The sequence below is a fragment of the Arthrobacter sp. KNU-44 genome (genome assembly GCF_051843155.1).
GTDB lineage: Bacteria > Actinomycetota > Actinomycetes > Actinomycetales > Micrococcaceae > Arthrobacter.
On sequence record NZ_JBPXNG010000002.1, the window covers coordinates 4,677,619 to 4,702,498 of the forward strand.

The 24,880-nt window shown below is 63.1% G+C and carries 23 protein-coding genes and 1 pseudogene; 18 read left to right on the forward strand and 6 right to left on the reverse strand.

Going from position 1 to position 24,880, the window contains the following annotated elements; translation table 11 throughout:
- Positions 1 to 12 precede the first annotated feature (12 nt).
- Positions 13 to 687, reverse strand: coding sequence for a haloacid dehalogenase type II (locus ACSVHC_RS22925; RefSeq protein WP_439181347.1), 675 nt, complete (start codon positions 685 to 687; stop codon positions 13 to 15).
- 340 nt (positions 688 to 1,027) lie between these two features.
- Here ACSVHC_RS22925 and ACSVHC_RS22930 point away from each other — a divergent pair, with 340 nt between their 5' ends.
- From ACSVHC_RS22930 to ACSVHC_RS22960, 7 genes are all read left to right on the forward strand, one after another.
- Positions 1,028 to 1,954, forward strand: a complete 927-nt coding sequence (locus ACSVHC_RS22930) for an ABC transporter substrate-binding protein (RefSeq protein ID WP_439181348.1) — start codon at positions 1,028 to 1,030, stop codon at positions 1,952 to 1,954.
- 13 nt (positions 1,955 to 1,967) lie between these two features.
- The gene (locus ACSVHC_RS22935) at positions 1,968 to 2,900 is read left to right on the forward strand and encodes an amino acid ABC transporter permease (RefSeq protein WP_437773782.1); all 933 of its coding nucleotides are present in this window, start codon (positions 1,968 to 1,970) and stop codon (positions 2,898 to 2,900) included.
- Complete coding sequence (locus ACSVHC_RS22940; RefSeq protein WP_437773781.1) at positions 2,897 to 3,664, forward strand: amino acid ABC transporter ATP-binding protein; 768 nt, start codon at positions 2,897 to 2,899, stop codon at positions 3,662 to 3,664. The genes ACSVHC_RS22935 and ACSVHC_RS22940 overlap by 4 nt, the downstream gene beginning before the upstream one ends.
- A gap of 3 nt (positions 3,665 to 3,667) precedes the next feature.
- Entirely contained in the window at positions 3,668 to 4,801 is a 1,134-nt protein-coding gene (locus ACSVHC_RS22945) for an FAD-dependent oxidoreductase (RefSeq protein WP_437773780.1), read from the forward strand.
- Between the two features lie 79 nt (positions 4,802 to 4,880).
- Positions 4,881 to 6,134, forward strand: a complete 1,254-nt coding sequence (locus ACSVHC_RS22950; protein ID WP_439181350.1) for an aspartate aminotransferase family protein — start codon at positions 4,881 to 4,883, stop codon at positions 6,132 to 6,134.
- A 27-nt stretch (positions 6,135 to 6,161) separates the two neighbouring features.
- On the forward strand, positions 6,162 to 7,616 hold the full coding sequence (locus tag ACSVHC_RS22955; protein WP_437773778.1) for an NAD-dependent succinate-semialdehyde dehydrogenase: 1,455 nt from the start codon (positions 6,162 to 6,164) through the stop codon (positions 7,614 to 7,616).
- Between the two features lie 39 nt (positions 7,617 to 7,655).
- Entirely contained in the window at positions 7,656 to 8,348 is a 693-nt protein-coding gene (locus tag ACSVHC_RS22960; protein ID WP_437773777.1) for a GntR family transcriptional regulator, read from the forward strand.
- Between the two features lie 319 nt (positions 8,349 to 8,667).
- On the opposite strand, the gene ACSVHC_RS22965 is transcribed toward ACSVHC_RS22960, so the two are convergent.
- Entirely contained in the window at positions 8,668 to 8,958 is a 291-nt protein-coding gene (locus tag ACSVHC_RS22965) for a MerR family transcriptional regulator (RefSeq protein WP_437773776.1), read from the reverse strand.
- Between the two features lie 133 nt (positions 8,959 to 9,091).
- Here ACSVHC_RS22965 and ACSVHC_RS22970 point away from each other — a divergent pair, with 133 nt between their 5' ends.
- From ACSVHC_RS22970 to ACSVHC_RS22985, 4 genes are all read left to right on the forward strand, one after another.
- Positions 9,092 to 9,517: an Hsp20/alpha crystallin family protein gene (locus ACSVHC_RS22970; RefSeq protein WP_437773681.1), complete on the forward strand. Its 426-nt coding sequence runs from the start codon at positions 9,092 to 9,094 to the stop codon at positions 9,515 to 9,517.
- Positions 9,518 to 9,730: 213 nt separating this feature from the next.
- On the forward strand, positions 9,731 to 10,186 hold the full coding sequence (locus tag ACSVHC_RS22975) for a J domain-containing protein (protein ID WP_439180395.1): 456 nt from the start codon (positions 9,731 to 9,733) through the stop codon (positions 10,184 to 10,186).
- 34 nt (positions 10,187 to 10,220) lie between these two features.
- Complete coding sequence (locus ACSVHC_RS22980; protein WP_437773775.1) at positions 10,221 to 10,595, forward strand: hypothetical protein; 375 nt, start codon at positions 10,221 to 10,223, stop codon at positions 10,593 to 10,595.
- 22 nt (positions 10,596 to 10,617) lie between these two features.
- On the forward strand, positions 10,618 to 10,914 hold the full coding sequence (locus ACSVHC_RS22985; RefSeq protein WP_439181351.1) for a hypothetical protein: 297 nt from the start codon (positions 10,618 to 10,620) through the stop codon (positions 10,912 to 10,914).
- Between the two features lie 536 nt (positions 10,915 to 11,450).
- On the opposite strand, the gene ACSVHC_RS22990 is transcribed toward ACSVHC_RS22985, so the two are convergent.
- Both ACSVHC_RS22990 and ACSVHC_RS22995 read right to left on the reverse strand, forming a co-directional pair.
- Positions 11,451 to 11,882, reverse strand: coding sequence for a hypothetical protein (locus ACSVHC_RS22990; protein WP_437773773.1), 432 nt, complete (start codon positions 11,880 to 11,882; stop codon positions 11,451 to 11,453).
- Between the two features lie 200 nt (positions 11,883 to 12,082).
- Positions 12,083 to 13,066 (reverse strand): aldo/keto reductase, encoded by a 984-nt coding sequence (locus ACSVHC_RS22995; RefSeq protein ID WP_437773772.1) that lies wholly within the window; start codon positions 13,064 to 13,066, stop codon positions 12,083 to 12,085.
- Between the two features lie 226 nt (positions 13,067 to 13,292).
- Here ACSVHC_RS22995 and ACSVHC_RS23000 point away from each other — a divergent pair, with 226 nt between their 5' ends.
- Together ACSVHC_RS23000 and ACSVHC_RS23005 are read left to right on the forward strand one after the other, a co-directional pair.
- Positions 13,293 to 14,303 carry an aldo/keto reductase family protein gene (locus tag ACSVHC_RS23000; RefSeq protein WP_437773771.1) on the forward strand — a complete coding sequence of 337 codons (1,011 nt, stop codon included), beginning with the start codon at positions 13,293 to 13,295 and terminating at the stop codon, positions 14,301 to 14,303.
- A gap of 49 nt (positions 14,304 to 14,352) precedes the next feature.
- Positions 14,353 to 14,694: a hypothetical protein gene (locus ACSVHC_RS23005; RefSeq protein WP_437773770.1), complete on the forward strand. Its 342-nt coding sequence runs from the start codon at positions 14,353 to 14,355 to the stop codon at positions 14,692 to 14,694.
- A 39-nt stretch (positions 14,695 to 14,733) separates the two neighbouring features.
- Here the strand turns inward: ACSVHC_RS23005 and ACSVHC_RS23010 are convergent, their stop codons facing one another.
- Both ACSVHC_RS23010 and ACSVHC_RS23015 read right to left on the reverse strand, forming a co-directional pair.
- On the reverse strand, positions 14,734 to 16,197 hold the full coding sequence (locus ACSVHC_RS23010) for an HIRAN domain-containing protein (protein ID WP_439181412.1): 1,464 nt from the start codon (positions 16,195 to 16,197) through the stop codon (positions 14,734 to 14,736).
- A 60-nt stretch (positions 16,198 to 16,257) separates the two neighbouring features.
- Positions 16,258 to 16,398, reverse strand: a pseudogene (locus tag ACSVHC_RS23015) (DUF4236 domain-containing protein); the annotation flags it as partial.
- Between the two features lie 266 nt (positions 16,399 to 16,664).
- Between ACSVHC_RS23015 and ACSVHC_RS23020 the strand changes: the two are divergent.
- The 5 genes from ACSVHC_RS23020 (at position 16,665) to ACSVHC_RS23040 (ending at position 24,858) form a co-directional block, all read left to right on the forward strand.
- A complete protein-coding gene (locus ACSVHC_RS23020; RefSeq protein WP_437773769.1) occupies positions 16,665 to 17,474 on the forward strand; it encodes an IclR family transcriptional regulator in 810 nt (269 codons plus the stop codon).
- A 1,072-nt stretch (positions 17,475 to 18,546) separates the two neighbouring features.
- Positions 18,547 to 20,244, forward strand: coding sequence for a choline dehydrogenase (betA, locus tag ACSVHC_RS23025; protein ID WP_439181352.1), 1,698 nt, complete (start codon positions 18,547 to 18,549; stop codon positions 20,242 to 20,244).
- Positions 20,241 to 21,794, forward strand: coding sequence for an aldehyde dehydrogenase family protein (locus ACSVHC_RS23030; protein ID WP_439181353.1), 1,554 nt, complete (start codon positions 20,241 to 20,243; stop codon positions 21,792 to 21,794). Before betA ends, ACSVHC_RS23030 begins: the two co-directional genes overlap by 4 nt.
- A complete protein-coding gene (locus tag ACSVHC_RS23035; protein WP_439181354.1) occupies positions 21,791 to 22,825 on the forward strand; it encodes a quaternary amine ABC transporter ATP-binding protein in 1,035 nt (344 codons plus the stop codon). The genes ACSVHC_RS23030 and ACSVHC_RS23035 overlap by 4 nt, the downstream gene beginning before the upstream one ends.
- Positions 22,825 to 24,858: an ABC transporter permease gene (locus ACSVHC_RS23040; protein WP_437773765.1), complete on the forward strand. Its 2,034-nt coding sequence runs from the start codon at positions 22,825 to 22,827 to the stop codon at positions 24,856 to 24,858. The genes ACSVHC_RS23035 and ACSVHC_RS23040 overlap by 1 nt, the downstream gene beginning before the upstream one ends.
- Positions 24,859 to 24,880 lie beyond the last annotated feature (22 nt).

Sequence of the window (24,880 nt, forward strand, 5' to 3'; positions counted from 1 at the left end):
CTCAGGATCGGTTTACAGACCCAGGTGCTTGTTGAGCTCGTCGAGGGAGTTAACGGTGGAGTAGTCGTATCCGGCCGTAATGGGGTCATAGCCACGGTCCAGCATCACCAGGTTCCGGAAGCCCATGTCGTGCATCGGCATCATGTCGTATCGCGTGTGCGAGGAGACGTGCAGGAAGTCCTCCGGCTGGGCGTTCAGGGTGTCCAGCATGTACTCGAATGCCTGGTACCGCGGCTTGTAGGCCTGCGCCTGCTCGGCGGTGTAAACGGCGTGGAAGTCTGCGCCGAGCCTCGGAACGCTGATGTCCAGGAAGCTGTCGTCTGCGTTGGACAGAATCACCAGCTGGTAGTTATCGCCCATCGTCTTCAGCGGGGCCGGCACGTCCTCGTGGGCAACCCAGCCGCGTACGGCCTCCGCGAACTGTGCGCCGGCACCTTCGGTCGGCCCAATGCCCCACCGCTTGCACACGCGGTCAAAGGAATCCTGAAGGATCTGCTCGTAGGGCTTGTAGTTGCCACAGACTTCGTCGAACCGGTACCCGCGGAACACCTTCTTGAACGCGGGCCATTGCTCTTCTGGCAACCGGCCCGCCAGAACGCGACGCGTGGTCGGATCAATGTCGAAGTTGATGAGGGTGCCGTAGCAATCGAAGGAGATGTACTTCGGCCGGAAGTTGGTGTCTGCCATGTTCGGTTCCGTTCTTTACCTGGAAGTGGAAGCGGGTCGCCGTCCCTGCGTATTGGAGGTTTCGGGAAGCGCGGTGAGCCGGGAAGGGGTTCCCTGCAGGCTGGAAAATCCTGCTCGATGACTCGACTCTAGGCTTCGAAATTGTAAATTGTCAACAGTTCAACTGCGGTTGATGATGACTTTCCCGCTCCGGCCGGCCACTCAAAAAAGTTGCTGTAAATTGTTGACAATCTACTGTTGGTGGAGTTGCATTGCATTAGATGGCGGAGAGATCCAGATCACACTTCTCCCCCTCCTCGGCGACTACCACCAACTGACTACCCCTTTGAAGGGAAGCATTATGAAGACCCGAACCAAGGCACAAACTGCGGCCGCAGCACTGGCTGCACTGCTTGCGCTGACCGCCTGTGGAGCCACCACCACCAGCACCCCGGCACCGGACAGCTCCAAGACGTCAAACACCGCCGATATTTCCGAGGGCGTCCAGCCCGATGCGGCCGCACTCAAGCTGCTGCCGCAGTCCTACAAGGACAAGGGCGAGCTGACGGTGGCCATGGATCTGCACTACCCGCCGACGACGTTCCTCTCGGATGACAACAAGACGCCGATCGGCCTGAACCCGGATATTGCCCGCTTGGTGGCCAAGAAGCTTGGGCTGAAGCTGAAGTTCGAGAACACCGTGTTTGACACGATCATTCCCGGTATTGACGGTGGCCGCTACGACTTCACTGTGACCACCATGTCCCCCACACCCGAGCGGTTGAAGGTCCTGGATATGGTCGACTACTTCAAGGCCGGCAATTCAATAGCCGTGAGCGCAGGAAATCCGCTGAAGCTCACAAATGAGAGCCTGTGCGGCAAGAACATTGCCGTCACAGCCGGATCGACAGGCCAGCTGAAGCGCCTCCCGGCCCTCTCGGATCAAACGTGCACTTCCAAAGGCCAGCCGGCCATTAACGCCGTGACGCTCCCCAACGTCCAGGACGCGCTGACCCAGTTGGCGTCAAAGCGCATCGACGGCATCCTCTACGACACCACGTCCCTTGCGTGGGCCGCAAAGCAGCAGCCGGGCGCATTCACTATTCTCACCCCCCAGATCAACGTCGGCTCAAGCGACCTTACATCTGTCGGCCTCAAGAAGGGCTCGGCGTTGACCCCCGCTCTTCAGGCTGCCGTCCAGTCGGTCCTGAACAGCCCGGAGTACAAGAAGTCGCTCTCGAACTGGGGCCTCGAATCGGGTGCCATCACGGATGCCAAGCTCAACTAGGAGGGGTGCTTCCATGGTGCAGACCATCAGTCGCGGAAGCGGTCACAAGACAGAGGGGACCGACCCGGCCCTCAAGCCCAGGCTGCGCCGACGGAGCGTCTTCGAATACGTGGCCTGGGTGGTGTGCAGCCTGATTGGCCTGGGCATCCTCGTTTCCGTGTCAACCAACCCCAACTTCAAGTGGGACGTCGTCGCCAAGTACTTCACCTATCAGACGATCATCAATGGGCTGATGCTGACGATCTTCCTCACGGTCGCCAGTATGCTCCTGGGCACCATTCTGGGTCTGGCGCTGGCGATCATGAGGTCCTCACGGATCAAACCGATCGCGACCACGGCTGGCGTCTACATCACCCTTTTCCGGGGTACACCGGTCCTGGTCCAGCTGATCTTCTGGTTCAACATTGCCGCCCTCTACCCGAACCTGACCATCGGGATTCCTTTCACCAACATCAGCACTGCGGTCGACATCAACGCCCTGATGGCACCGATCACGGCAGCCCTGATTGGCCTGAGCCTCAATCAAGCCGCGTACATGGCAGAAATCATTCGCGGCGGCTTCTCGGCTGTCGGGAAGGGCCAGATTGAAGCTGCCGACTCATTGGGAATGAGCGGCGCCACGAAAATGCGCAAGGTCATCATTCCCCAGGCCATGCCATCGATCATCCCTGCCACCGGCAACCAATTCATCGGCATGTTCAAGGAAACCTCACTGGTCAGCGTGCTGGGTGTCGCAGAGCTTCTGCAGAGCGCCCAACTCATCTACGCCCGCACTTACGAGACCATCCCGCTGCTGATCGTTGCCAGCCTGTGGTATCTCGTGATGACCCTTCTTCTGAGCTACCCGCAATCCCTGCTCGAGAAAAAATACTCCCGAACATCTTCCAGACTTCCCAGGAAGGCAAAGAAGATCGTGCTCACAGAACCGGAAGGTGTTGCCCGATGACTACCGACGGCACCATTCACGCCCGTAGGATCAAAAAATCGTTCGGCTACAAGACAGTCCTGCAGGACATCGACCTGGACATCGCCTGCGGTGAGGTCTGTTGCATCATCGGACCGTCCGGCTCCGGCAAATCAACGCTCCTTCGCTGCATCAACGGGCTCGAGACTGTCGACTCAGGAGTCCTGAAGGTCAACGGTGAAGACTTCGGCTACTACGAGACCGACACTGCCTACCACGCCCTCAGTCCGAAAAAGCTCGCCGAGCAGCGCACCAGGGTGGGCATGGTTTTCCAACAGTTCAACCTCTTCCCCAACATGACGGCACGGGAGAATGTCATGGCCGGCCCCGTACTGGTCAAACACGGTGACAAGAAGCAGGCTGCCCAACGGGCCAATGATCTGCTGTCCAGCGTCGGCCTCGGCGCTTTCGGCGACCACTACCCGGCCCAGCTTTCCGGCGGACAGCAGCAGCGCGTCGCCATCGCGCGTTCCCTGGCGATGGATCCGGAGATCATGCTCTTCGACGAACCCACCAGCGCCTTGGACCCCGAGAAAGTCGGCGAAGTCCTTATGGTCATGCAGGACCTCGCCAAAAAAGGCATGACCATGGTCGTCGTCACCCATGAAATGGGCTTCGCCCGCGAAGTCGCCGACTCGCTGATCTTCATGGATGAAGGCTTCGTCGTCGAACGCGGCGATGCCCGGGAGGTCCTTGCCAACCCCAAAGAACCCCGGACCCAAGCCTTCCTGAAGCAGGTGCTCTGAACCATGGACGGAAAACTGGCCGTTATCGGCCTGGGCAGCATCGGAAGCATGGCTCTGTGGCAGGCATCCCGTTTGACCGATTCCGTCGTCGGATTCGAGGCGCAGTCACCGGGTCACGCCCGGAGCGCCGCTGGCGGCGACACCCGCCTGTTCCGCATGATCTACCGCGGCAACCCCAGCTATTACCCCATCCTGCAGCGTTCCCGCAGCCTCTGGGCCGAACTCGAGGAAGAATCAGGCCGGGACATTTTGACGCGCTGCGGCGGGCTATCGATCGGGACGGTCGATGGCCCCTACATCGCCGCCCTGCTCGAAACGACTCGAATAAACGGGGCTGAGCATGAGATCCTGAGCCGCGACGCCATGGCGGAACGGTATCCGCAGCACAACCTTCGGCCTGATGACTGCGCCTTGCTCGATCCGCAGGCCGGCGCCCTGCGCACTGACCGTGCAGTAACGGCGGCAGTTGCCGCCGCACAGGCAAACGGGGCCACAGCGATCACCGGTACGACGATCGACAGTATCCGGGAAACTGACGACGGCGTGGTCGTCACCTCGGACAACACGTCCTGGACCTTCGAAAACGTGATCGTCTCGTCCGGCGGCTGGTCCCAAAAGCTCATGCCCGACTATCTGAAAGCGGCAACTGGGACGCGGCGGATCTTCCTGTCCTGGTTCGTGGCCAGAGACGCGACGGAATTCTCACCTGAGAGATTCCCCGTCTTCATCAGGATTTCCGGAGACCGCTCCATGTACGGCGCACCGAGCGTTGACGGAGTGACGGTAAAAGCCACCCTGGATGGTCGCGGCGCGCCAACGCCTGCGGCTGACTCAGTGCCAAGGGATCTCACCGCAGCGGAAATCGCCGAAACCACCGAGACGGTAATTGAGTTCCTGCCCGGCCTGTTCCCCAACATCGTTCGCTCGGACGCGTTCCCGGATCTCTACACCACGGACTCCCAGCCTTTGCTGGGTTTCCTCCACAATTCCAGCAGGATCTACGCCGCCACTGGTTTCTCCGGTGCCGGGTTCAAAATGGCTTCCGGATACGGAGAGATCGCAGCCAGCGAAGCCCTTGGCAAGCGCTGGTTTGACGGCCTCGACTTCGTTCGGCCGCAGAGGTTCGAGAAGATCTAGCGCCTTCCTGTGGGTTCCCTGGGTGAACTCAAGATCGCGTATTGTTGACAATCTACAGTTACTAAGAAAGTATGAAGCCATGGCAGCACTTAGCCCCATCCTGAAGCAGGCGACCCCTGTCGTCGTCGATTACGCGTCCGGGAGCTGGATCCACGCGACCGACGGCAAGAAGTACCTCGATTTCACCACCGGGATTGGTGTCACCAGCACTGGCCATTGCCACCCGGATGTGGTGGCTGCAGCCCGCGAGCAGGTGGGCAAAATTGTCCACGCCCAGTACACGACCGTGATGCACAAGCCCTTGCTGGAGCTCACGGAGCTGCTTGGCACCGTATTGCCTGAGGGATTGGACAGTGTCTTCTACGCGACGTCCGGATCTGAAGCCGTGGAAGCATCAATCCGCTTGGCCCGCATGGCAACCGGCCGCCCCAACATCATCTCCTTCCAGGGAGGCTTTCATGGGCGGACGGTGGCAGCAGCGTCCTTGACCACCGCCGGAACCAAGTTCCGCTCAGGATTCTCTCCTTTGCTGGGCGGGGTGCACATAGCTCCCTTCCCGCACTGGTACCGCTACGGATGGGACGAAGCCACGGCTGTCGAGTTTGCCTTGAAGGAACTGGACCACCTCCTTCTGACCGTCAGCACCCCGGCTGATACGGCAGGCTTCATCATCGAACCTGTCCTCGGTGACGGCGGATACATCCCGACGCCGGTCGCCTTCCTCCAAGGACTTCGGGAACGGGCGGACCGGCACGGGATCGTGCTCATCCTCGATGAGGTCCAGGCAGGCGTCGGCCGGACGGGCAAGTTCTGGGGGCACGACTGGGCCGGGATATGCCCCGACGTGGTCATCACTGCAAAGGGCCTCGCAAGCGGCTTCCCGATTTCGGCAATTGCCGCGTCGGCGGATTTGATGGCCAAGGCGTGGCCAGGCTCCCAAGGCGGTACCTATGGAGGAAACGCGGTTGCGGCGGCAGCCGGCGTCGCCACCTTGGGCGTCATTCGGCGGGAAAACCTCGTGGAAAATGCCTTGCTCCGCGGCGATGAGCTGCGGGCAGGGTTGGACACACTGCAGGCGGAATTCACGGGAATCGGAAACGTGCGCGGACGGGGCCTCATGCAGGGCGTCGAATTCACCGCCGAAGGCAACGTTCCAGATGCGGCAGCTGCACTCGCGGTCCAGCAGGCCGCCATCAAGGAAGAGCTCCTGCTCCTCACCTGCGGCCCGCATGGCAACGTCATCCGTCTCATCCCCGCCCTTAACGTCAGCAGCGATGAAATCCAGACGGGTCTGTCCAAATTCACGCAGGCGCTCAAGTCGGCCGCTTCCTAGTCCCCCCTGATCACTGAAAGAGCGAACATGAACCTCTCCTTCGATCCCACCACTCTCCAGACACTCTTGTTCATTGACGGAACGTGGCAAAGCGCTGCTGGCGGAGCCACCTTCCCGGTAGAGAACCCGGCCACGAACGAAGTCATTGCCCACGTTGCCGACGGCGGTCCCGAAGACGCCGCCTTGGCCATCGAGGCCGCAGGTCGCGCACAGGCACAGTGGAGCAAATCCACGCCACGCCAACGGGCCGACATCCTGCGGCGTGCCTTCGATCTTGTCATTGCCAACACCGACCGGCTCGCGTCGATCATGACCGCCGAAATGGGAAAACCCCTCGCCGAAGCGAAGGGCGAAGTAGCCTATGGCGCCGAGTTCCTTCGCTGGTTCTCGGAAGAAGCCGTGAGGATCGGCGGTGACAGCACCACCTCCGTGGACGGACATACGCGCATCCTCATCACCAAGGAACCCGTCGGGCCCTCGATATTGGTCACGCCTTGGAACTTTCCGCTCGCCATGGGAGCGCGCAAGATCGCCCCCGCAGTTGCCGCGGGGTGCACCATGGTGTTCAAGCCGGCCGAGCTGACGCCGTTGACCTCCCTGGCCCTGGTGGAGATCTTCCGCGAAGCCGGACTTCCTGACGGCGTGCTGAACGTCGTGACGACGTCGAGCGCTTCCGCCGTCGTACGAACGTGGACGGACAGCGGAATCGCCCGCAAGATCAGCTTCACCGGTTCCACCGAGGTGGGCAAAATCCTCCTGAGGCAGGCCGCGGACAACGTCATGCGCTCCTCCATGGAGCTCGGCGGGAACGCACCGTTCATTGTGCTCGCCGATGCCGACATCGAGAAGGCGGTGGATGGAGCCATGAAGGCAAAGATGCGGAACATGGGCGAAGCCTGCACGGCCGCAAACCGCTTCTTCGTCCACCGCTCCGTTGCAGAGGAGTTTGGCGAGAAGTTCTCCAAAAAGATGTCAGAATTGCAGGTGGGCAACGGCGCTTTGGCAGGAACAGAAGTCGGCCCGCTCATCGAACAGTCAGGGTTGGACAAGGTGGAGTCACTCGTTGCCGACGCTGTGTCCAAGGGTGCCCGGGTGCTTACTGGCGGAAGCCGCCCGGAGGGTCCCGGCTACTTCTACTCCCCCACTGTCCTGACGGATGTGGCGCTGGAATCCGACCTGATGACCACGGAGATATTCGGCCCGGTTGCAGCCATTACGCCCTTCGACAGTGAGGACGAAGTACTGCGCATGGCCAACGACACCGCATGGGGCCTGGTGGGCTACGTGTTCACTGAAAGCATGGACAAGGCCATGCGGTTCTCAGCGGAACTGGAGGTCGGAATGGTCGGCCTCAACACCGGCATCGTGTCCAATCCCGCCGCTCCTTTCGGAGGCGTCAAACAGTCAGGCCTGGGACGCGAAGGCGGAAAGATCGGGATCGAAGAATTCCTGGAATACAAGTACACCGCGATAGCGGTCTAGTAGATTCAACTTGCTGAAGTATGAAATGAGGGGATGTCAATGGCGGCACCGGAGCGAATGTTCGTATTGGAGGGCCGGCCCACGGCGCAGCTGATCGCTGACCAACTCCGAGAGCTCATCGTCCAAGGGGCTTTCAGCCCCGGTCAGCAGGTGAACGAATCTGCCTTGGCGAGCCAGCTCAACACCTCAAGGGGGCCCCTCAGGGAAGCTCTGCAGCGCTTATGCCAGGAAGGCATCCTGGTGAGCAAGCGTAACCGCGGCGTTTTTGTGTTGGAGCTTTCAAACGAAGACATCAAAGAGATCTACGCCGTACGCGAGGCAGTGGAACTGGCCGCCGCCAACACTCTCCTCCATTCCGGTCCGGACCAGGTCACGGACACCTGTCGAGAGCTCAAGGGGATCATCAAGAACATGGCGAAGCAGGTTGCGGCGTCGGACTGGCAGGCGATCGCCAGGCTCGACATGCAATTCCACACCGCTTTCGTTTCCGGCACTGGAAACACGCGATTGATCCGGATTTACGAGACCCTCGCCGCGGAGTCCCGCATGTGTATCCTCAGCCTGGAAGTCGCGTATCCCCGCATAGATGTGCTGGTGCAGGAGCACCAAGACATCCTGGACCTTCTTGAGAGGCGCGACCAGAGCGGACTTCAGCAAGCCATAAAACGGCACATGCAGAAAGCCGTCGAGGACCTCACTTCGACACGGCAGCCAAGTGGTGTCACCGCGTAAATGTTGTTAGCTCCATAAAAACTACGGGCCCGGTTCAAGTGAACTGGACCCGTAGTTTTTCTCTTCAATGTTCCAGATATTGCGTGTCCTCAGCGTGACGACAACCCCGCTTTGGCCCCGGACGCCTCTCGGTGGGCCGGGAGAGTGCCGCTTGGTGTGACGCTCGGGACCCTGCAAGCCACCAGCCTCAAACTCCCCTCTGCCTCAGCTGGACGCTTTCGCGCTGCCCTGATCCGGCACTGAATCCCCATGCCCACAGACAGCGACGACGCCGTCCTCAGGATCGATTTAATCGAGACGGCCCAGCTCGCGGAGGTCCTCAAGCGCCGTTCGCGGACTTGAGTTCCGCCTCGAGGCGCCGGTTGTCGGCCTCCAGGACCAGGACCATCCGGATGCCGGCCAGGTTCAAGCCCGATTCCAGAAGCTCCCCGATCCGCCGCAAGGTCACGAGGTCGTTCTCGCTGTACTGGCGGGTCCCGCCCAGGGTCCTGCCCGGTTCCAGCAGGCCCTTGCGTTCGTAGAGGCGCAGGTTCTGCTGACCCGTTCCCACCAGTGCGGCCGCAACGGAAATCGCATACACGCCCCTCCCCCGGTCCCCGGCCTGCCCCATCGGGCACCTCCAAAATCCTTCGAAAATCAGGCTTGCCCTGACCCATATGCAGTGCTATAAGAAATATATACCAGCCACCATAGATCAGCTGGATTGACAACAAAAAACTGCGATCTGCAAGGAGTGACACACCATGCTGATGCGAACGGACCCCTTCCGTGAACTCGACCGGCTCGCCGAACAGGTACTCGGCACCACAGCCCGGCCGGCGGCCATGCCCATGGACGCCTGGCGGGAAGGCGAGGACTTCGTGGTCGCCTTCGATCTGCCCGGAGTCAACGTGGACTCGGTGGACATCGACGTCGAACGCAACGTCCTGACCGTCAAGGCCGAACGCCCGGACCCCGTCGGCGAGGACACGGAACTGATCGCCTCCGAACGGCCCCGCGGCATCTTCAGCCGCCAGCTCATCCTCGGCGACGCGCTGGACACCGAAGGCGTCAAAGCAAACTACGACGCCGGCGTCCTGACCCTGCGCATCCCGGTCGCGGAAAAAGCAAAACCGCGCCGCATCGAAATCGAAACCACCGGAAAACAGCGCCAGGAAATCAACGCCTGACCGCCGGCGCACCCTCCCGGACCGGGAGCACCACAGCGGCCCACCATGCAAAGAGGGCGGTCGAGTTCACAGACCACGCCACAGCGCAGCCAGCGCACGGATGGATGAGGCCCCGAGGATGACTCCCGCAACGATGGTCCCCGGCCGAACAGGCCGGGGACCATCCCCGCCCACGGAAACACCCCGCATCCAAAACACACACCACCGCCAACCATGAGGAACAACGGCCCCGACCTTTACGAGACCCTGCAGATCGCCCCCACCGCCACGGCACGCGAGGTGACCCGCGCCTACCGCACGCTCATCCGCAGCCGGCACCCCGACACCCGGGCGGCCCGCGAACACCCCACCGGCCCCGGCCCGACGGAACCGGAGACGAAGACCCAAAAAGAGCTGCAGGAGCTCCGGGACATCATGGCCGCCTACGCCATCCTCGGCAACCCGGAAAAGCGGGCCGCCTACGACCGGGAGCACCCGCGTCCAGCCGCGAACGCCACGCCGCAACGCCCCGGCCCCGTTCGGATCCCAAGGCAGTTGCCTCCCGCCACGGCGCTGCTGATCGGACCGGTCATCTGGGAGCCGCCCGCCCGACGGTCCCCGGGAACGCCGCTCCGGCAACCGTCATATCCGCCAACCCGCTACACGCTCATCCTGCAGATCAGGCGATAAGAGCCGGAAAACCACACCAGCCCAAGGAGCCCCCATGAGTGCCTGGCGACCCTACGACAACCAACTGATGCCCGCGTTCTACGAACGCTTCGAAAAACGGTGGGGCAAAGGAACAGCCCCGTTCCTGGACCCCGAAACCCACGAACAACCCACCCCCCGGGCCCAATGGATCAACCCGGACACCGGCGCCGCAGTCGCGGTCGTCCCCATCTGGACCGAAGACCCCCAGCACCGCTCCTTCGCCGTGTTCTACCTACCCCCGGCCGGCGACATCTGGATCCTGCGGCCCGGCTACACAAACTACCTCGAAACCGACCCCAAAAACCCCGGGCAAGCCACCCTCCGCAACGACGCCTTCCGAAAAGCCGTCGCACACGCCAAGGAATTCATCTACGGAACCCAACCCTGAAAACCGTTCCCCGGAGCACACCATGACCCCTCCACAGATCAGCCAGTTCCTCCAGGAATGCATTGTTCACGATGACCCAAGCGAGTCAGGGATCAACGCCGACGCGCTCTACGGGCTCTACGTCAGCTCGTGCTCCCTGAACCGCAAAATCCCCCTCCCCGACCACGCCTTCCGCACCGCCCTGCGCCTCGCCGGCCTTCGCACGGAAAACAACGGGAAGAGCAAAAAGAGAGTCTTCCAAGGCCTGCGCACGACAGGACCAGCCGCAGTGGACCACATCCTCAACAGCAGCGCCCAAACCCCGGCGGACCCCAGGTAGAGCAGGTGATGGACCGGGGCCAAGGTAACGCGCCAATGCCCGGTGTCACCCTGTGCCGGGCACTGGCGCAGCTACCGCCGAGAGCATGTTCCAGGGAAACGCCCTCGCCCCGATCGTAGGCCGCGGAACCGGCCCGGCACTTGAGTGCCGGCTACCTGTTTTGGCAGCCCTTGTGGCAGTGACGTGTCCGAGGCGACCTGGGGGCTGTCGCAGGAACCCCTGGCCCGGGCGTGCATTGACGCCCCCACATCGAAGACTCAGGGCGGACCGCAATAAGCACATCTACCAAGCAGACATAAGTGTGGACGCTGTCCAACCCCCTTTGGCAGGACAAGCGGACAGGCACAACTCCCCGCTACGACCGGGAGTAGCTTTCCAGGCAACTTCCGCGCCAAGGTCAGCCAATGTACGGCTCAGTCCAGCGGCATGGGTGTGCATCATTGTGCACACCCGTTCTTGCGCCACGGCCTCGATTCTCCGCTACGCGCCATGCCGAGAATTTAGCACAAGCGAACCCTAAGCAAGCGGTATTGCTCTTAGGGGGCCAGTTCGCCCGCCCGAGTCCAGCCGAGGGCCTCGTACCGGTCCGCTGCCCCGGCGTCCACGGGCGCGTAGACAACATCCGCGCCCTCGACGAAGGCTTCCTCCGCCAGGTGGGCCAGGACCACGGCCTCGTGATCGAGCGCCACAGCGTCGCCGTCCACTGCGCGCACAGGGCCCACCACAGCGAATCCATCGCCGAACGCCACCCGGCCCCGCGCCAGTGGGCGGTCAAAGCGGGTCAGCTCCACGACGTCGTAATCCTCCAAGGGCGCCTCGAGCACTCCGAACTCGGACTCCAGCGGCGGCGCACTGTTGACCTCGCCCGGCGGGGCGGTCATCAGGACGCCGACGGGAAGTGTTTCCTCGCCATCGTTGAGCCGCGCCCACAGGGGCCGCCAGTCGTGTGTGGTATCCGGTGCGCTCATTCACCAACCCTATCGTCGTGCCTGACTACCGGTAACTTGCGGAATAGCGGTTGATCTCCGCGGCCAGACGGGAATCCGAGGAGGATTCGCCAGCGAACCGCCGGGGCCTGGCATTCCGGCGCAGGACCGTTGAACGATCAGCCGGCGGGCACGGCTGCGGCCCTTCGGGCGTGGACCGAAAGGACGTGACCTTCCGGGGTTTACCAGCGTGAATGGATCATCTCGCGGAAGTACGTGTCGTAGATTTCCCTGACGCTGTTCTCGAAGTCCGGGCCTAGGTGGTCCAGTATTTGGCTGGAGGCGGCGTTGGCGCGGGCTTGTTCAGGGTTTCGGGCCCCTGGTATGACGGTGCTGACCCCGTCTTGTGCCGCGATCCAGGCGATGGCCGCTTGGGCTGTGGTTGCTCCGGACGGGACAAGCTTTTTGAAATGTTCCACCGCTTTGAGGCCCTGTTCAAAGTCAACTCCGGAGAAGGTCTCCCCGACGTCGAAAGCCGCACCGTTCCGGTTATATTTCCTGTGGTCATTTTCGGCAAAGACTGTGTCCTTGGAGTACTTTCCCGAGAGCAGGCCTGAGGCCAGAGGAACCCTGGCGATGATGCCGACTCCGGCGTTCTTCGCCGCGGGCAGGACCTTGTCCAGGGGTTTGAGTCTGAAGGCGTTCAGCATGATCTGGACGGTGGCCGTGCCGTGCTTGATGGCCTCGAGTGCTTCCTCGGTCCGCTCGACGCTGACGCCGTAGTCCTTGATTGCGCCTTCATTGACGAGCGTCTCCAGCGCATCGTAGATTTCCGGGCGGCTGTAAACCGGGGTCGGCGGGCAATGCAGCTGCACCAGGTCGAGGCACTCCGTCCGGAGGTTCCGCCTGGAACGGTCAACCCACTGCCGGAAGTTGGCCAGTGTGTAGTTCTCAGGTTTCTGTTCCAGGCGCCGCCCGATTTTGGTGGCTACCGTGATGTCCAGTCCGGGGTTGGCAGCGAGGTACTTCCCGATGGTTTGCTCGCTCCGCCCGTCGCCGTAGACATCGGCGGTATCAAAGAAGGTCACCCCGGAATCCACGGCGGCTTCCAGGATGTCGTTGGCTTCCTTCGGATCCACGTTGCCCCAGTCTGCACCGAGCTGCCATGTGCCCAGCCCCACAACGGAGACGGACCGCCCTGTCTTGCCCAATACTCGCTGCTTCATCCTTCGACTATAACCACGGCACAACGGCCCCGTCCCCAGGGAAGGGGGCCAGCTGATCCTAGGACCCGAAGGGCCAGCCACGCCGGGACAAAAGATGCTGTCGGACGCGTAGTCTCGAAAAACGGCTACCGGCATAGGGTCCGCTCATGGAACGACGTGGTCAGGGCCCGGGGTGCCGCCACACGGCCGGCTACTTCACGGACAAGAGAAAGCGCGTCAGAAAACAATGGAATTCAGGTACCTTGGCAACTCCGGCTTCAAGATTTCGGAAATCACGTTCGGCAACTGGCTGACCCACGGCTCCCAGGTCGAGAACGACACCGCCACCGCATGCGTCCGAGCAGCGCTCGACGCCGGAATCAGCACCTTCGACACGGCCGATGTCTATGCCAACACCGCGGCCGAGACCGTCCTCGGCAACGCCCTGAAGGGCGAACGTCGGGAGTCGCTGGAGATCTTCACGAAGGTATTCGGTCCCACCGGGCCCAAGGGCCACAATGATCTCGGGCTCTCCCGCAAGCACATCACGGAATCCATCAACGGCTCCCTCAGGCGCCTGCAGACCGACTACGTGGACCTCTACCAGGCCCACCGCTACGATTTCGAGACCCCGCTGGAAGAAACCATGCAGGCCTTCGCGGACATCGTTCGGCAAGGCAAAGCCCTATACATCGGCGTGAGCGAATGGACAGCGGAGCAGATCCGTGACGGCCACGCACTGGCCAAAGATCTGGGGTTCCAGCTGATATCCAACCAGCCGCAGTATTCCATGTTGTGGAGGGTCATCGAGGCCGAAGTGGTGCCGGCGTCGGAAGAACTCGGACTCTCCCAGATCGTGTGGTCCCCCATGGCCCAGGGCGTCCTGAGCGGCAAGTACCAGCCCGGGAAACCTGCTCCCGAGGGCAGCCGCGCGACCGACACAAAGGGCGGAGCGCAGATGATCAAGCGTTGGATGGCCAACGAGGTCCTGACCGGCGTCCAGAAGCTCAAACCGATCGCGGAAGAAGCCGGACTGACCATGGCCCAGCTCAGCATCGCCTGGGTCCTGCAGAACCAGAACGTGGCCTCGGCCATCACAGGCGCGTCCCGGCCCGAGCAGGTCGCGGCCAACGTGGCCGCATCCGGAGTGAAACTGGATCAGGAGATTATGGACAAAATCGACACCGCAATCGGCGCCCTCGCCGAACGCGACCCCGCCCGGACCAAAGATTCCTCACCCGCCACCCGGGAAGCATAAGCACCAAACGGCAGAGGACGGCCGGACGCCCACCTTTCAGCAGGGGACCTTGGGCCACGAACGGGCCGAACCCGGCAAGGCCATGGCCGTCCTCCACACCCTCGGGCTGTCGCTGACCGCCTCCGATCCTATGCCCCGGGGCAGCGACTACGATCCGGCATGGCGGGACTACGCCGAAACCTTCACCCCGCTGATCGGCTCGCGGGACTTCGAGTTCGCCATCAAGATGCTCGCCGACTACGCCGCCGCGTCCCTCAAGGCCGGGAGGCCGCTGCTCCAGCGCAGCCCCCGGCTCAAGGACCCGCACTCATCGTCGTCGACGACGCCCTCGACGCAGGCACCACCCTCAAGCCGGAATCCGGCGAATAGTCTTCACAAGACAGGCGCATGACCTTCGATCTCTTGTCCTAGTATCCGCCCGGTGCATCTCCTATGTGGCGTAAGCGGGTGGGACGTCATATCCCGTGGCCCACGGGACGAGCTTCGGGGCGGGGTGCGGCCCCTCGGATAACCAATCGTTGCTGATCTCGGTGGCCTTCGCCGCGTGCAGCACAAGCTGCGCAGCAAGGGCAGAGCCCGTGATTTTGGCGTAAGCGAGAGCGGTTTCCCCGACCGTCTCGGTGTGCTCGAGAAGCGGCAACAAATGCGAGGAGGTGACGTTGCTGAGCTCACCGACCCGTTCGCCGTCGAGCCGGACTTCGATAAATGGACGCTCGGTACCGTTCCTGAGAGTGCGGATAACCTCGTGGAGGCTGACCAGCAGGAGGCCGACCCCTTCCGGTGGCACGTGGTTGCACAGGATATCGAAATGGTCCTCTTCCTTGAGGACTTGGATCGCCGATCCCCACGGCACAAGAGTGGTGACGCCCGCCGGGGCCTCGTTCAGCGGCGCGATCAGCTCCGGCTCCGGCAACGCCACGGTGACCCGGGCCTGGAGCCGGTCGCCGCCGTCGTACGCCCAGATGCGGGCCGTCGCGGCCGCAGCGAGCCCGCTGGCAATAATTCTCCTGATCGGTTGCGCGTAGCGGATCGCGTCTTCACGGCTGAGATATCCCAGGACCTGATTCCGCCAACGAACGCTGACGGCATTCTGGTCAAACGGGTTATCCGGCTCGGCCACGAGTTCAACCCGAACGCCTTCAGCTTCACCATCGCGAGCTACGGCCATGGGCCCCTTACTGGCGCGGAGCGAAGCCTTGATAGCCGTGCTGTACGCGTGCTCGCCCACGACGTCGACGTTCGGCCATTCCGAACGGCCGAGCGAGACCCGGTACAACCCCTGGCCTGAAATAACGGGCCGCGTGACTGGCGAAATCGGTGCCTGCCCCTCAACAGCAGCCGGTTGTGGCGCGGCGTGATTCGCCGGCGCCTCGATCCGCGCATCGGGAACCGCGATTCCCTGCACGGTGCCGACCGGACTCCCCGACCAGGTCGCGTCCTCCCACGCCTGCCGGCCACGGCGCCGCTTCCGCAACAGGAACATCAGCCCGACGATCCCCGCAGCCAGCAGGAACCCCGCGGGCGAGGACACCGTCACCATCACCACCAGCAACCCGAGCAAAGTCCACTGGGCCACAGTCCCGGCCTTCTCCAGCCCCGGCACTCCGCGGCCGCCGGAGGTCAGCTTGACCGGGCTCTGACCGACATATTCCAGGACCTTGGCGGCTTGTCCCAAGGTCAGGTGCATCAGGCTCGGGCGCTTGCCCGTTGCCCGTGCCACGGCCGCGCGAACGAAGTTACGCTGGAACTTCGATGCCGGAGCCGTCTCATCTGCAGCGAGGAGTTCCCGCCATGCCTCGTCGCTGATGATCTGATGCACGACCTGACGGCGGGCCGGTTGAGATGGCCGAGCGGCGTCCTTCCGTGTTGACCGGCGGTTCGAGCTGGTGGTCACATACGAGACTCCCGTTCCAGGGACCCTCACCGTACTCGTGGTGCGGCCTGTCGTGGACTTCGTCACCCGGAACGGACCGCCCCCAATGCTCGCACTCACTCCGCGCTTGGACGCCGTGATCCTCACAGGCCCGAAGCTCTTCGACTTGCGGTAACGAAAACCCAACTCGCACCCCCAAAATAGGCAAACACGAGGAAGCACCTGTCCCCGTACCGGAGATTCTAGGCCTCAGGGAGTCGCGAATGGGTTTGCGTCCCGTGAGCGTGCCCGTCACAAGCCGAATCCCGTACGCCACAACACTCCGACTACGGGACAGTTCTCCCTCATTGCCGGGACGCTTACGACGAAAGACTCCCGGTGGTATCTTTTAGAACTACAACTGGTATATGAGTCTCAACCTCCCTAACCTGATAAGCATCCGACTCCGATGAAACTGGAGACCACTCAACTACTCGAGAGAGTGCAGCATGCCTTCGAACAATGATGCTGAACCTGCTGTTGAAACAGGCGGAGTTCAGCAAGGGGGCGTCCAGTCCGTCGACCGCGCCCTTGCGGTCTTGGAAATCCTCGCAAGGGACGGCCATGCCGGCGTGAGCGAAATAGCGGAGGAGATGAACCTCCACAAATCGACGATCTTCCGTCTGCTGGCGTCGCTCGCGAGCAGGGATATGGTCCAGCAGAACAGCGGACGGGGCAAGTACCAGCTGGGCTTCGGAATATTACGGATCGCAAGTACCATCCCCGGAAGGCTGAGCCTGGTCTATGAAGCCCGTCCGGTATTGGAAAGCCTGGCCGAGAAATACGAGGAGACGGTGAACCTTGCCGTGCTCCGTTCCAACTTTGCGGTCAACGTCGACCAGGCCATGGGCCCTTCAATGCTTGCCACCTACGACTGGGTGGGCAGCCTGACCCCTCTGCATGCCACCTCTAGCGGAAAGGTACTGCTCGCAACTCTTCCAGCCGACGAACGGGGCAGGATCCTAGAGGAAACAGGGCTGCCTCCTAGGGCGCCGCGGACGATCACCAGCCGCGAAGAACTGGAAAACCAGCTTCTCGACGTCTCACGCAACGGATACGCAGTGACGAGGGATGAAATCGAGATCGGATTGAACGCCGCAGCGGCGCCGGTCTACAACCACACGGGAACTGTGGTTGGTGCAGTAAGCATTTCCGGACCAGCCTTCCGCTTCGACCCGGAAACGACGCCGGGACTTCTGGAAGCACTGAGGGAGGCGGGGCTGCGGATAAGTGCCAAATTGGGCTACACCCTTCGGTAGCAAGCGCATTAGGTGAACAATTCCAGCGGGCTAGCCGCTTATGCCTCATTGAGCGGGTCCCTTCACAGGCTGGCACCGCAACGCCTGAGCCGCCGCTTGACCGTGTAGGGCACAGCACAGGTGGACCACTAGAACGACGTCGGCCCCGCACATAGCCTCCGCCAACGAAGCGGAGCCCCTCACTCACGTCCCCGCCGCGTAATAGGACTCGATGGTAGCGTCACAAATCAGCCCGGCCACGTAAATTCCATGTAAAGCGGCCGGAGTCGCCGCCATCTCTTCACCGAAGTGGAGCCATGGCGGGTCAGCCGCCCTGCAACTCCGAGGGCTGGCGGCGGCACCCTCGAGGCCGATCGAGCCGGCCTCCGCCATGATCGATCTAGCCTGCCCTGTCCGCGCGGACCCAAGATTCTGCGCGGATTTCAAAGTCCGCAGGGTAGGAACATTCACCACGCGGCCCGTCTTGGGGCCGCTGCACCTCCTGCCAATCAGGCAGGTGCCTCCTAAAGATGCAACAAGGAGTTGCGCATCACGAGATGCGAATTCTGCATCCGAGAGGGGCGACGCACACGCACTGCGACAGTGCCGTCACAGGGGCCGCTTCAGCGCGTACAGAAACCTTGACAATGATCGTGGCGTAGATCACTCTGTTGCGTATGGTGATTCATGTTGATGATGCCACAACGGACAGGACGGGCAGAGCCCGTTAGGCGGGAGGAAGGTTTATCAGCGGATCCCGTGCCCGCTGACAGTACCGGCCCCGGAAACGACCCCTTGCTCAACACATCACCAACGGTCAATATCTTCCACAAACGACGGTGAGCAGATCGCTGTCGACGACACCCTGGCGTCAGCATCATCGTCTAGCACCACCAGGCAGTACTCCACTCCAAGCTAAGAGGCGGAACTCTTGAGGCTACAACTGAGCAACAAGCTGCACGAACGGACACGCTCCGCTGTCCCCCTACGGTCAGTCATGGACAGTGTCCGGGCATTGGGGAGACGCGGTTCGTCCTCACCGTTGCCGGCCCTTCGAAATGACTCCCAGACCACGCCCAAGGAGATCTACCCCATGACGAACGAGAGCTACGACTACGTGATCGTCGGCGGTGGAAGCGCCGGATCGGTGCTGGCGGACAGGCTCAGCGCCGACGGAACGCGCACCGTTCTGGTCCTTGAAGCGGGCCGCAGCGACTACCCGTGGGACCTTTTCATCCAGATGCCGGCGGCCCTCACCTTCCCCAGCGGCAACCGGTTCTACGACTGGCAATACCAGTCCGACCCAGAACCGCGGATGCACGGCCGCAGGATCGCGCACGCCCGCGGCAAGGTGCTGGGCGGCTCCAGCTCCATCAACGGAATGATTTTCCAGCGCGGCAACCCTTTGGACTACGAACGCTGGGGAGCCGACGCCGGGATGGAAACCTGGGACTTCGCGCACTGCCTGCCCTACTTCAAGCGCATGGAAACCGCGCTCGCCGCGGATCCAGACGATGACCTGCGCGGCCACGACGGACCCCTCGTGCTGGAGCGCGGGCCAGCCCGCAATCCACTGTTCCAGGCCTTCTTCCGCGCTGCCGCGGAAGCGGGACACAAGCGCACCGATGATGTCAACGGGTACCGGCAGGAGGGCTTCGGCCCATTCGACCGGAACGTGCACAAGGGCCAGCGGCTCTCGGCCTCACGTGCCTACCTGCGCCCCAACAAGGGTAGGAAAAACCTATCGATCCGCACCAGGGCGCTGGCGGCAAAGGTCAATTTCGATGGCACCAGGGCCACAGGAGTCACGTACCGCCGGAACGGCCGGCTGCACACGGTCAACGCCAAGGAAGTGGTGCTCTGCGGCGGTGCGATCAATACCCCTCAGCTGCTGCAACTTTCCGGAGTGGGAGATTCCGCGCATTTGAAGTCTCTGGGCATCACGCCGGTTGTCGACCTGCCGGGAGTTGGCGAAAACCTACAGGACCATCTGGAAGTGTACGTCCAGCACTCCTGCACCCGGCCAGTATCCATGCAGCCGAACCTGAGCCTCTGGCGCTACCCGCTTATCGGACTCCAGTGGCTGTTCGGGCGCAAGGGCCCCGCGGCCACCAACCACTTCGAAGGGGGCGGGTTCGTCCGCTCCAACGAGGACGTCGCCTACCCCAACCTGATGTTCCACTTCCTGCCGGTTGCCGTTCGCTACGACGGCCAGAAGGCCGACGCCAAGCACGGATACCAGGTCCACGTGGGCCCCATGTACTCCGACGCCAGAGGGAGCCTGAAGATCACCTCCACGGACCCCGCCGAGCACCCGTCCATGCAGTTCAACTACCTGTCCACGGACCAGGACCGGCGCGAATGGGTGGAAGCCATCCGGGTCACCCGCGACATCCTCGCCCAGCCGGCTCTCGCCCCCTACAGCGGCGGCGAGCTCTCCCCCGGACCGTCCGTTCAGACGGACGAGGAGATTCTCGACTGGGTGGCCAGGGATGCCGAAACGGCGCTCCACCCCTCCTGCACGGCCAAGATCGGCCCGGCCACGGACCCCCTGGCCGTGGTGGATCCGCTCACCATGAAAGTTCATGGCACCTCGGGGCTCCGCGTGGCAGATGCCTCCGCCATGCCTTATGTGACCAACGGCAACATCTACGCCCCGGTAATGATGCTCGCCGAAAAGGCCGCGGACCTCATCCTGGGACGCGCGCCGCTGGCACCCGAGCATAAGGACTTTTACCGGCACGGCTCCGCTGCCACAACCGAAGCCGCCCCGGGCCAGGGCCGCGCATGAGCGCCGTCGGGGTTGCCGGGATCAACAGCCGGACCGTGCCGGATCAGGAAGCGGCACCCGCACGGGGCCTGTTCCTCGACGGCCAGTGGCGCGAATCAAAAGCCGGGAAAACGCGGCTCATCACATGCCCGGCGGACGCCAAAAACGTCGCCGAGGTTGCCGAATGCACGGCCGCCGATGCCGAGGCCGCGGTTGCCAGCGCCCGCAGGGCGTTCGACGGCGGCGCGTGGCCCGGCACCAGCGAGAGAGAACGTGGCCAGGTCCTGCTTCGCACTGCCGAACTGCTGGAACGCGACAAAGCACTCTATTCCCGGGCCGAAGCCCTCGACACGGGCAAACGCTACGTCGAAGCGGAATACGACATCGACGATATCGCCGCCTGCTTCCGGTACTACGGTGGGATCGCCGGGACGGACGCCGGCCGCGTGATCGACACCGGCAACCCCGGAACCATCAGCCGCGTGGTGCACGCCCCGGTAGGGGTCTGCGGGCTCATCACGCCATGGAACTACCCCCTCCTGCAAGCCTCCTGGAAGGTGGCCCCGGCTCTGCTGGCCGGCAACACCTTCGTCCTGAAGCCCAGCGAACTGACTCCCTCCACCGCCATCCTCCTGATGGATACCCTTCGTGAGGCCGGATCGCCGGGCGGGGTCGCCAACCTCGTCACCGGCACCGGTCCCGACGTCGGCGCAGTCCTGAGCGAAAGCCCCGACGTCGACCTGATCTCGTTCACCGGCGGCCTGGCCACCGGGATCGGCATCATGAAGGCCGCAGCGAGCACGGTGAAACGGGTCGCATTGGAACTGGGCGGGAAGAATCCGAACATCGTCTTCGCCGACGCCGACCGCGAGTCCGCCTTGGACAACGCCCTCACCGCGGTGTTCCTGCATTCGGGCCAAGTGTGCTCGGCCGGAACCAGACTCATCGTCGAAGAGTCGATCCACGACGATTTCGTGGCGGACCTGGTGCGGCGTGCGCAGGCCATCCGGCTTGGCGGCCCCTTCGACGAGTTCGCCGAGACCGGACCGCTGATTTCGGCCGCGCACCGGGAGAAGGTCCATGCCTACGTGCAAGCCGGCATCGACGAAGGTGCCACCCTTCTGTGCGGCGGCTATATCCCCTCCTCCGGCGCGCTCGCGCTCGGCAGCTACTACCCACCCACCATTCTGGGCAGCTGCAACACCTCGATGAACGTCGTCCAGGAAGAATCGTTCGGACCAGTTCTGACCGTGGAGACCTTCAGCACGGAGGCCGAAGCCATCAGTCTTGCCAACGACACCCCCTACGGACTGGCCGGAGCCGTCTGGACTCAGGACGGGTCCCGCGCGCAGCGCGTGGCCGGGGCCCTCCGGCACGGCACAGTGTGGATCAACGATTACCACCCGTACGTACCCCAGGCAGAGTGGGGTGGCTTCGGCAAGTCCGGAAACGGCCGCGAACTGGGGCTCCAAGGTCTCGCGGAGTACCGGGAAACCAAGCACATCTGGCAAAACATCAACCCCAGGCCCAGCCACTGGTTCAAGCCTCCTCAGGCAGGAGTACAGCAATGAACAGTCCCGATATCTCAGTGCGCAACCTTTGGAAGGTCTTCGGACCGGGAGGCGACAAGATTCCCGGCAATCCTGAACTCTCGGCCCTCAAGTCCGCGGAACTGCTTGAGCGCACCGGCTGTGTGACCGCCGTTCGCAACCTGAGTTTCGACGTCGCCAAGGGCGAAGTCTTCGTGGTCATGGGACTCTCCGGATCCGGTAAATCCACCCTGATCCGCTGCCTAACCCGGCTGATCGAGCCCACCTCCGGGCAAGTCCTGGTGGACGGCAAGGACGTCCTGCAGGCAGGAATTGCCGAGCTCCGCGAACTGCGCCGGCGCAAGATGTCCATGGTGTTCCAGCATTTCGGCCTGCTCCCCCACCGCACCGTGCTGGACAACGTCTCCTACGGACTGCAGATCCGCGGGGCTGCCAAAACCGAACGCTATGCCAGGGCCCGTGAAATCATCGAACTCGTTGGCCTCAAAGGCTACGAACAGCACTACCCGGACCAGCTGTCCGGAGGAATGCAGCAGCGCGTCGGCCTGGGACGGGCCCTGGCCGGAGATCCGGACACCATCCTCTTCGATGAGCCCTTCTCCGCGCTGGATCCGCTCATCCGCCGGGACATGCAGGCGGAAGTCATCCGGCTCCATAAAGAAATGGGCAAGACCATGGTGTTCGTGACCCACGATCTCTCCGAGGCACTCAAGCTCGGCGACCGCATCCTGATCATGCGCAACGGCGAAACGGTCCAGTGCGGCACGGGAGACGAACTAGTGGGGTCACCGGCGGACAAGTACATTGAGGACTTCGTGTCCGAAGTCCCCCGCGCGGACGTCCTGACCCTGAAGTGGATCACCCGGCCCGTGGCAGACGGAACCCCGGGCGATGCTCCCGTCCTCAGCGCCGGAACGATCATCCGGGACGCCATCGCGGCGGTCATGGACTCCTCCTGCCCCGTCCTGGTTGAAGATGGCGGCAAGATCACAGGGCAGATCGACCGCGACAGCATTCTTTCGGTCCTGCAGCCCACGGAAGCGGCGGCCTGATGTCGACCCTCGTCCGGGATCGGGCCACGGCCCAGCCCACGCCGTCCCCCGCCCGCGAACCCCGCCGCAGGCCCAGCCGGCGCACCCTCCTGCTGGGGGGCGCCGCCGTCGTCTGGATCCTGGGATTCCTCGTCCTGCAGGGAACAGCCACCCTGACCCTGCCCGCCTCAGAGCTGACGGACCTGCACCGGTCCCTGAACCAGTTCAACGCCTGGGTGGCAGCAAACCGGGGCGACAACCCCGTCTTCCTCTACGTTTTCACGCCCCTGCGTGCCGCCGTCGACGCCGTCGCCAGCCTGTTCGTTACCCTCTTCGCCGCAAGTTCCACTGGCCTTCGCTTGCCGGAGATCGGTTGGCTCGGAACCGTGGGCCTACTAGGCTGGATTGCGTTCGCGTTCGGCAACGCCCGGGTCGCACTGCTCACCGTAGCCGTCTTTATGTTCTTCGGCTTCCAGGGCCTGTTCCTCGAGGCAACGTACACGTTCGCCCTTGTGGTCACCGCCGTCCTGCTGACCCTGCTCGTCGGAATCCCCCTCGGCGTCCTGGCCGGCATCTACGGCCGGGTTGCAAAGGTGATCACGCCGGTGCTGGACTTCATGCAGACGCTGCCCACGTTCGTGTACCTGGCCCCGCTTGCCCTGATCTTCCTCATTGGCCCGGCATCGGCTGTCATCGCCACTGTCATCTACGCGGCACCCCCCGTGATCCGCCTGACGGCGCACGGGATCCGGGGCATCCCTGAGAACACCCGCGAAGCCTCCGATTCGCTCGGCACGACAGGCCTGCAGCGGCTCCTCACCCTGCAGCTGCCCATGGCCCGGCGCACCATCGTCATGGGAATCAACCAGAGCACCATGGCGGCTCTGTCCATGGTCACCATCGCCGCTCTCATCGCAGCTCCCGGGCTTGGCCAGGTGGTTGTCCGGGCGCTGCAATCGCTGGACGTCGGCACGGCTGTGAACGCCGGGCTCTCCATCGTCCTGCTTGCGATAGTGCTGGATCGGGTGACCACCGCCGCGAGCCGCCGGGCGGAGCCTGGGGCGGCCCGCAACCGCAGGATCCCCCGCAGAACCAGGTACATCCTCCTTGGCATCACCCTGGTGCTTACCCTGACGATGGTGCAGTTGTCCCGGACCCAGCTGTGGGCCGCAGCATTCCCGGCAGAGCTCAACGTCGGCCCGGCGATCGTCCATGCCGTCGGCACGGCCAGCCAGTGGATGCAGTCCAACCTGTCCCTGTTCACAGTGTCATTCCGGGAAACCGTCACCCTCGGAATTCTCAACCCGTTCCAGTCGCTGCTCACTGACACTCCCTTCTACATACTCGTCGCCGTCATAGCCATCGCCGCCTACGCCCTCGGCGGCTGGAAGCTCGCGGCCCTGACCACGGCCTGCCTGGGCGTCATCATTTACCTCGGCCTCTGGAGCGACTCGATGGTCACCCTGGCAGGAACCCTGGTGGCCACCGCGGTTGTCATGGTCCTGGGCATCGTCTTCGGCGTGGCCATGGGCCGGTCCAACAGAGTGGACCAGATTATGCGGCCCATGCTTGACGCAGGACAGACCATGCCTGCTTTCGTCTATCTGGTTCCGTTCCTTGGGCTCTTCGGCGCCACCCGCTTCACCGCCATCATCGCCGGCATCATCTACGCCGCCCCCGTGGCCATCAAGATCACCGCCGACGGAATCGCAGCGATCTCCCCCACCGTAGTTGAGGCCGCCGTCGCCAGCGGCTCCACACCCTGGCAGGTCATCACCAAGGTCCAGCTGCCAATGGCCAGGCAGACCCTCGCCCTCGCAGCCAACCAAGGCCTGATCTATGTCCTCGCCATGGTTGTGGTCGGTGCGCTCGTGGGCGCAGGTGGCCTCGGGTATGACGTCGTCGCCGGCTTCGTCCAAAGTTCCCTTTTCGGCAAGGGCCTCGCCGCAGGCGTTGCCATCGTCTTCCTCGGCATCCTGCTGGACAGGATGACCCAGGCGGCCGCAGCCACCCCGGCGCGGAAAATCCCCTCGCCCAAAACCTCGACAACTTAACCGCATAACCGTCCTGCGCCCC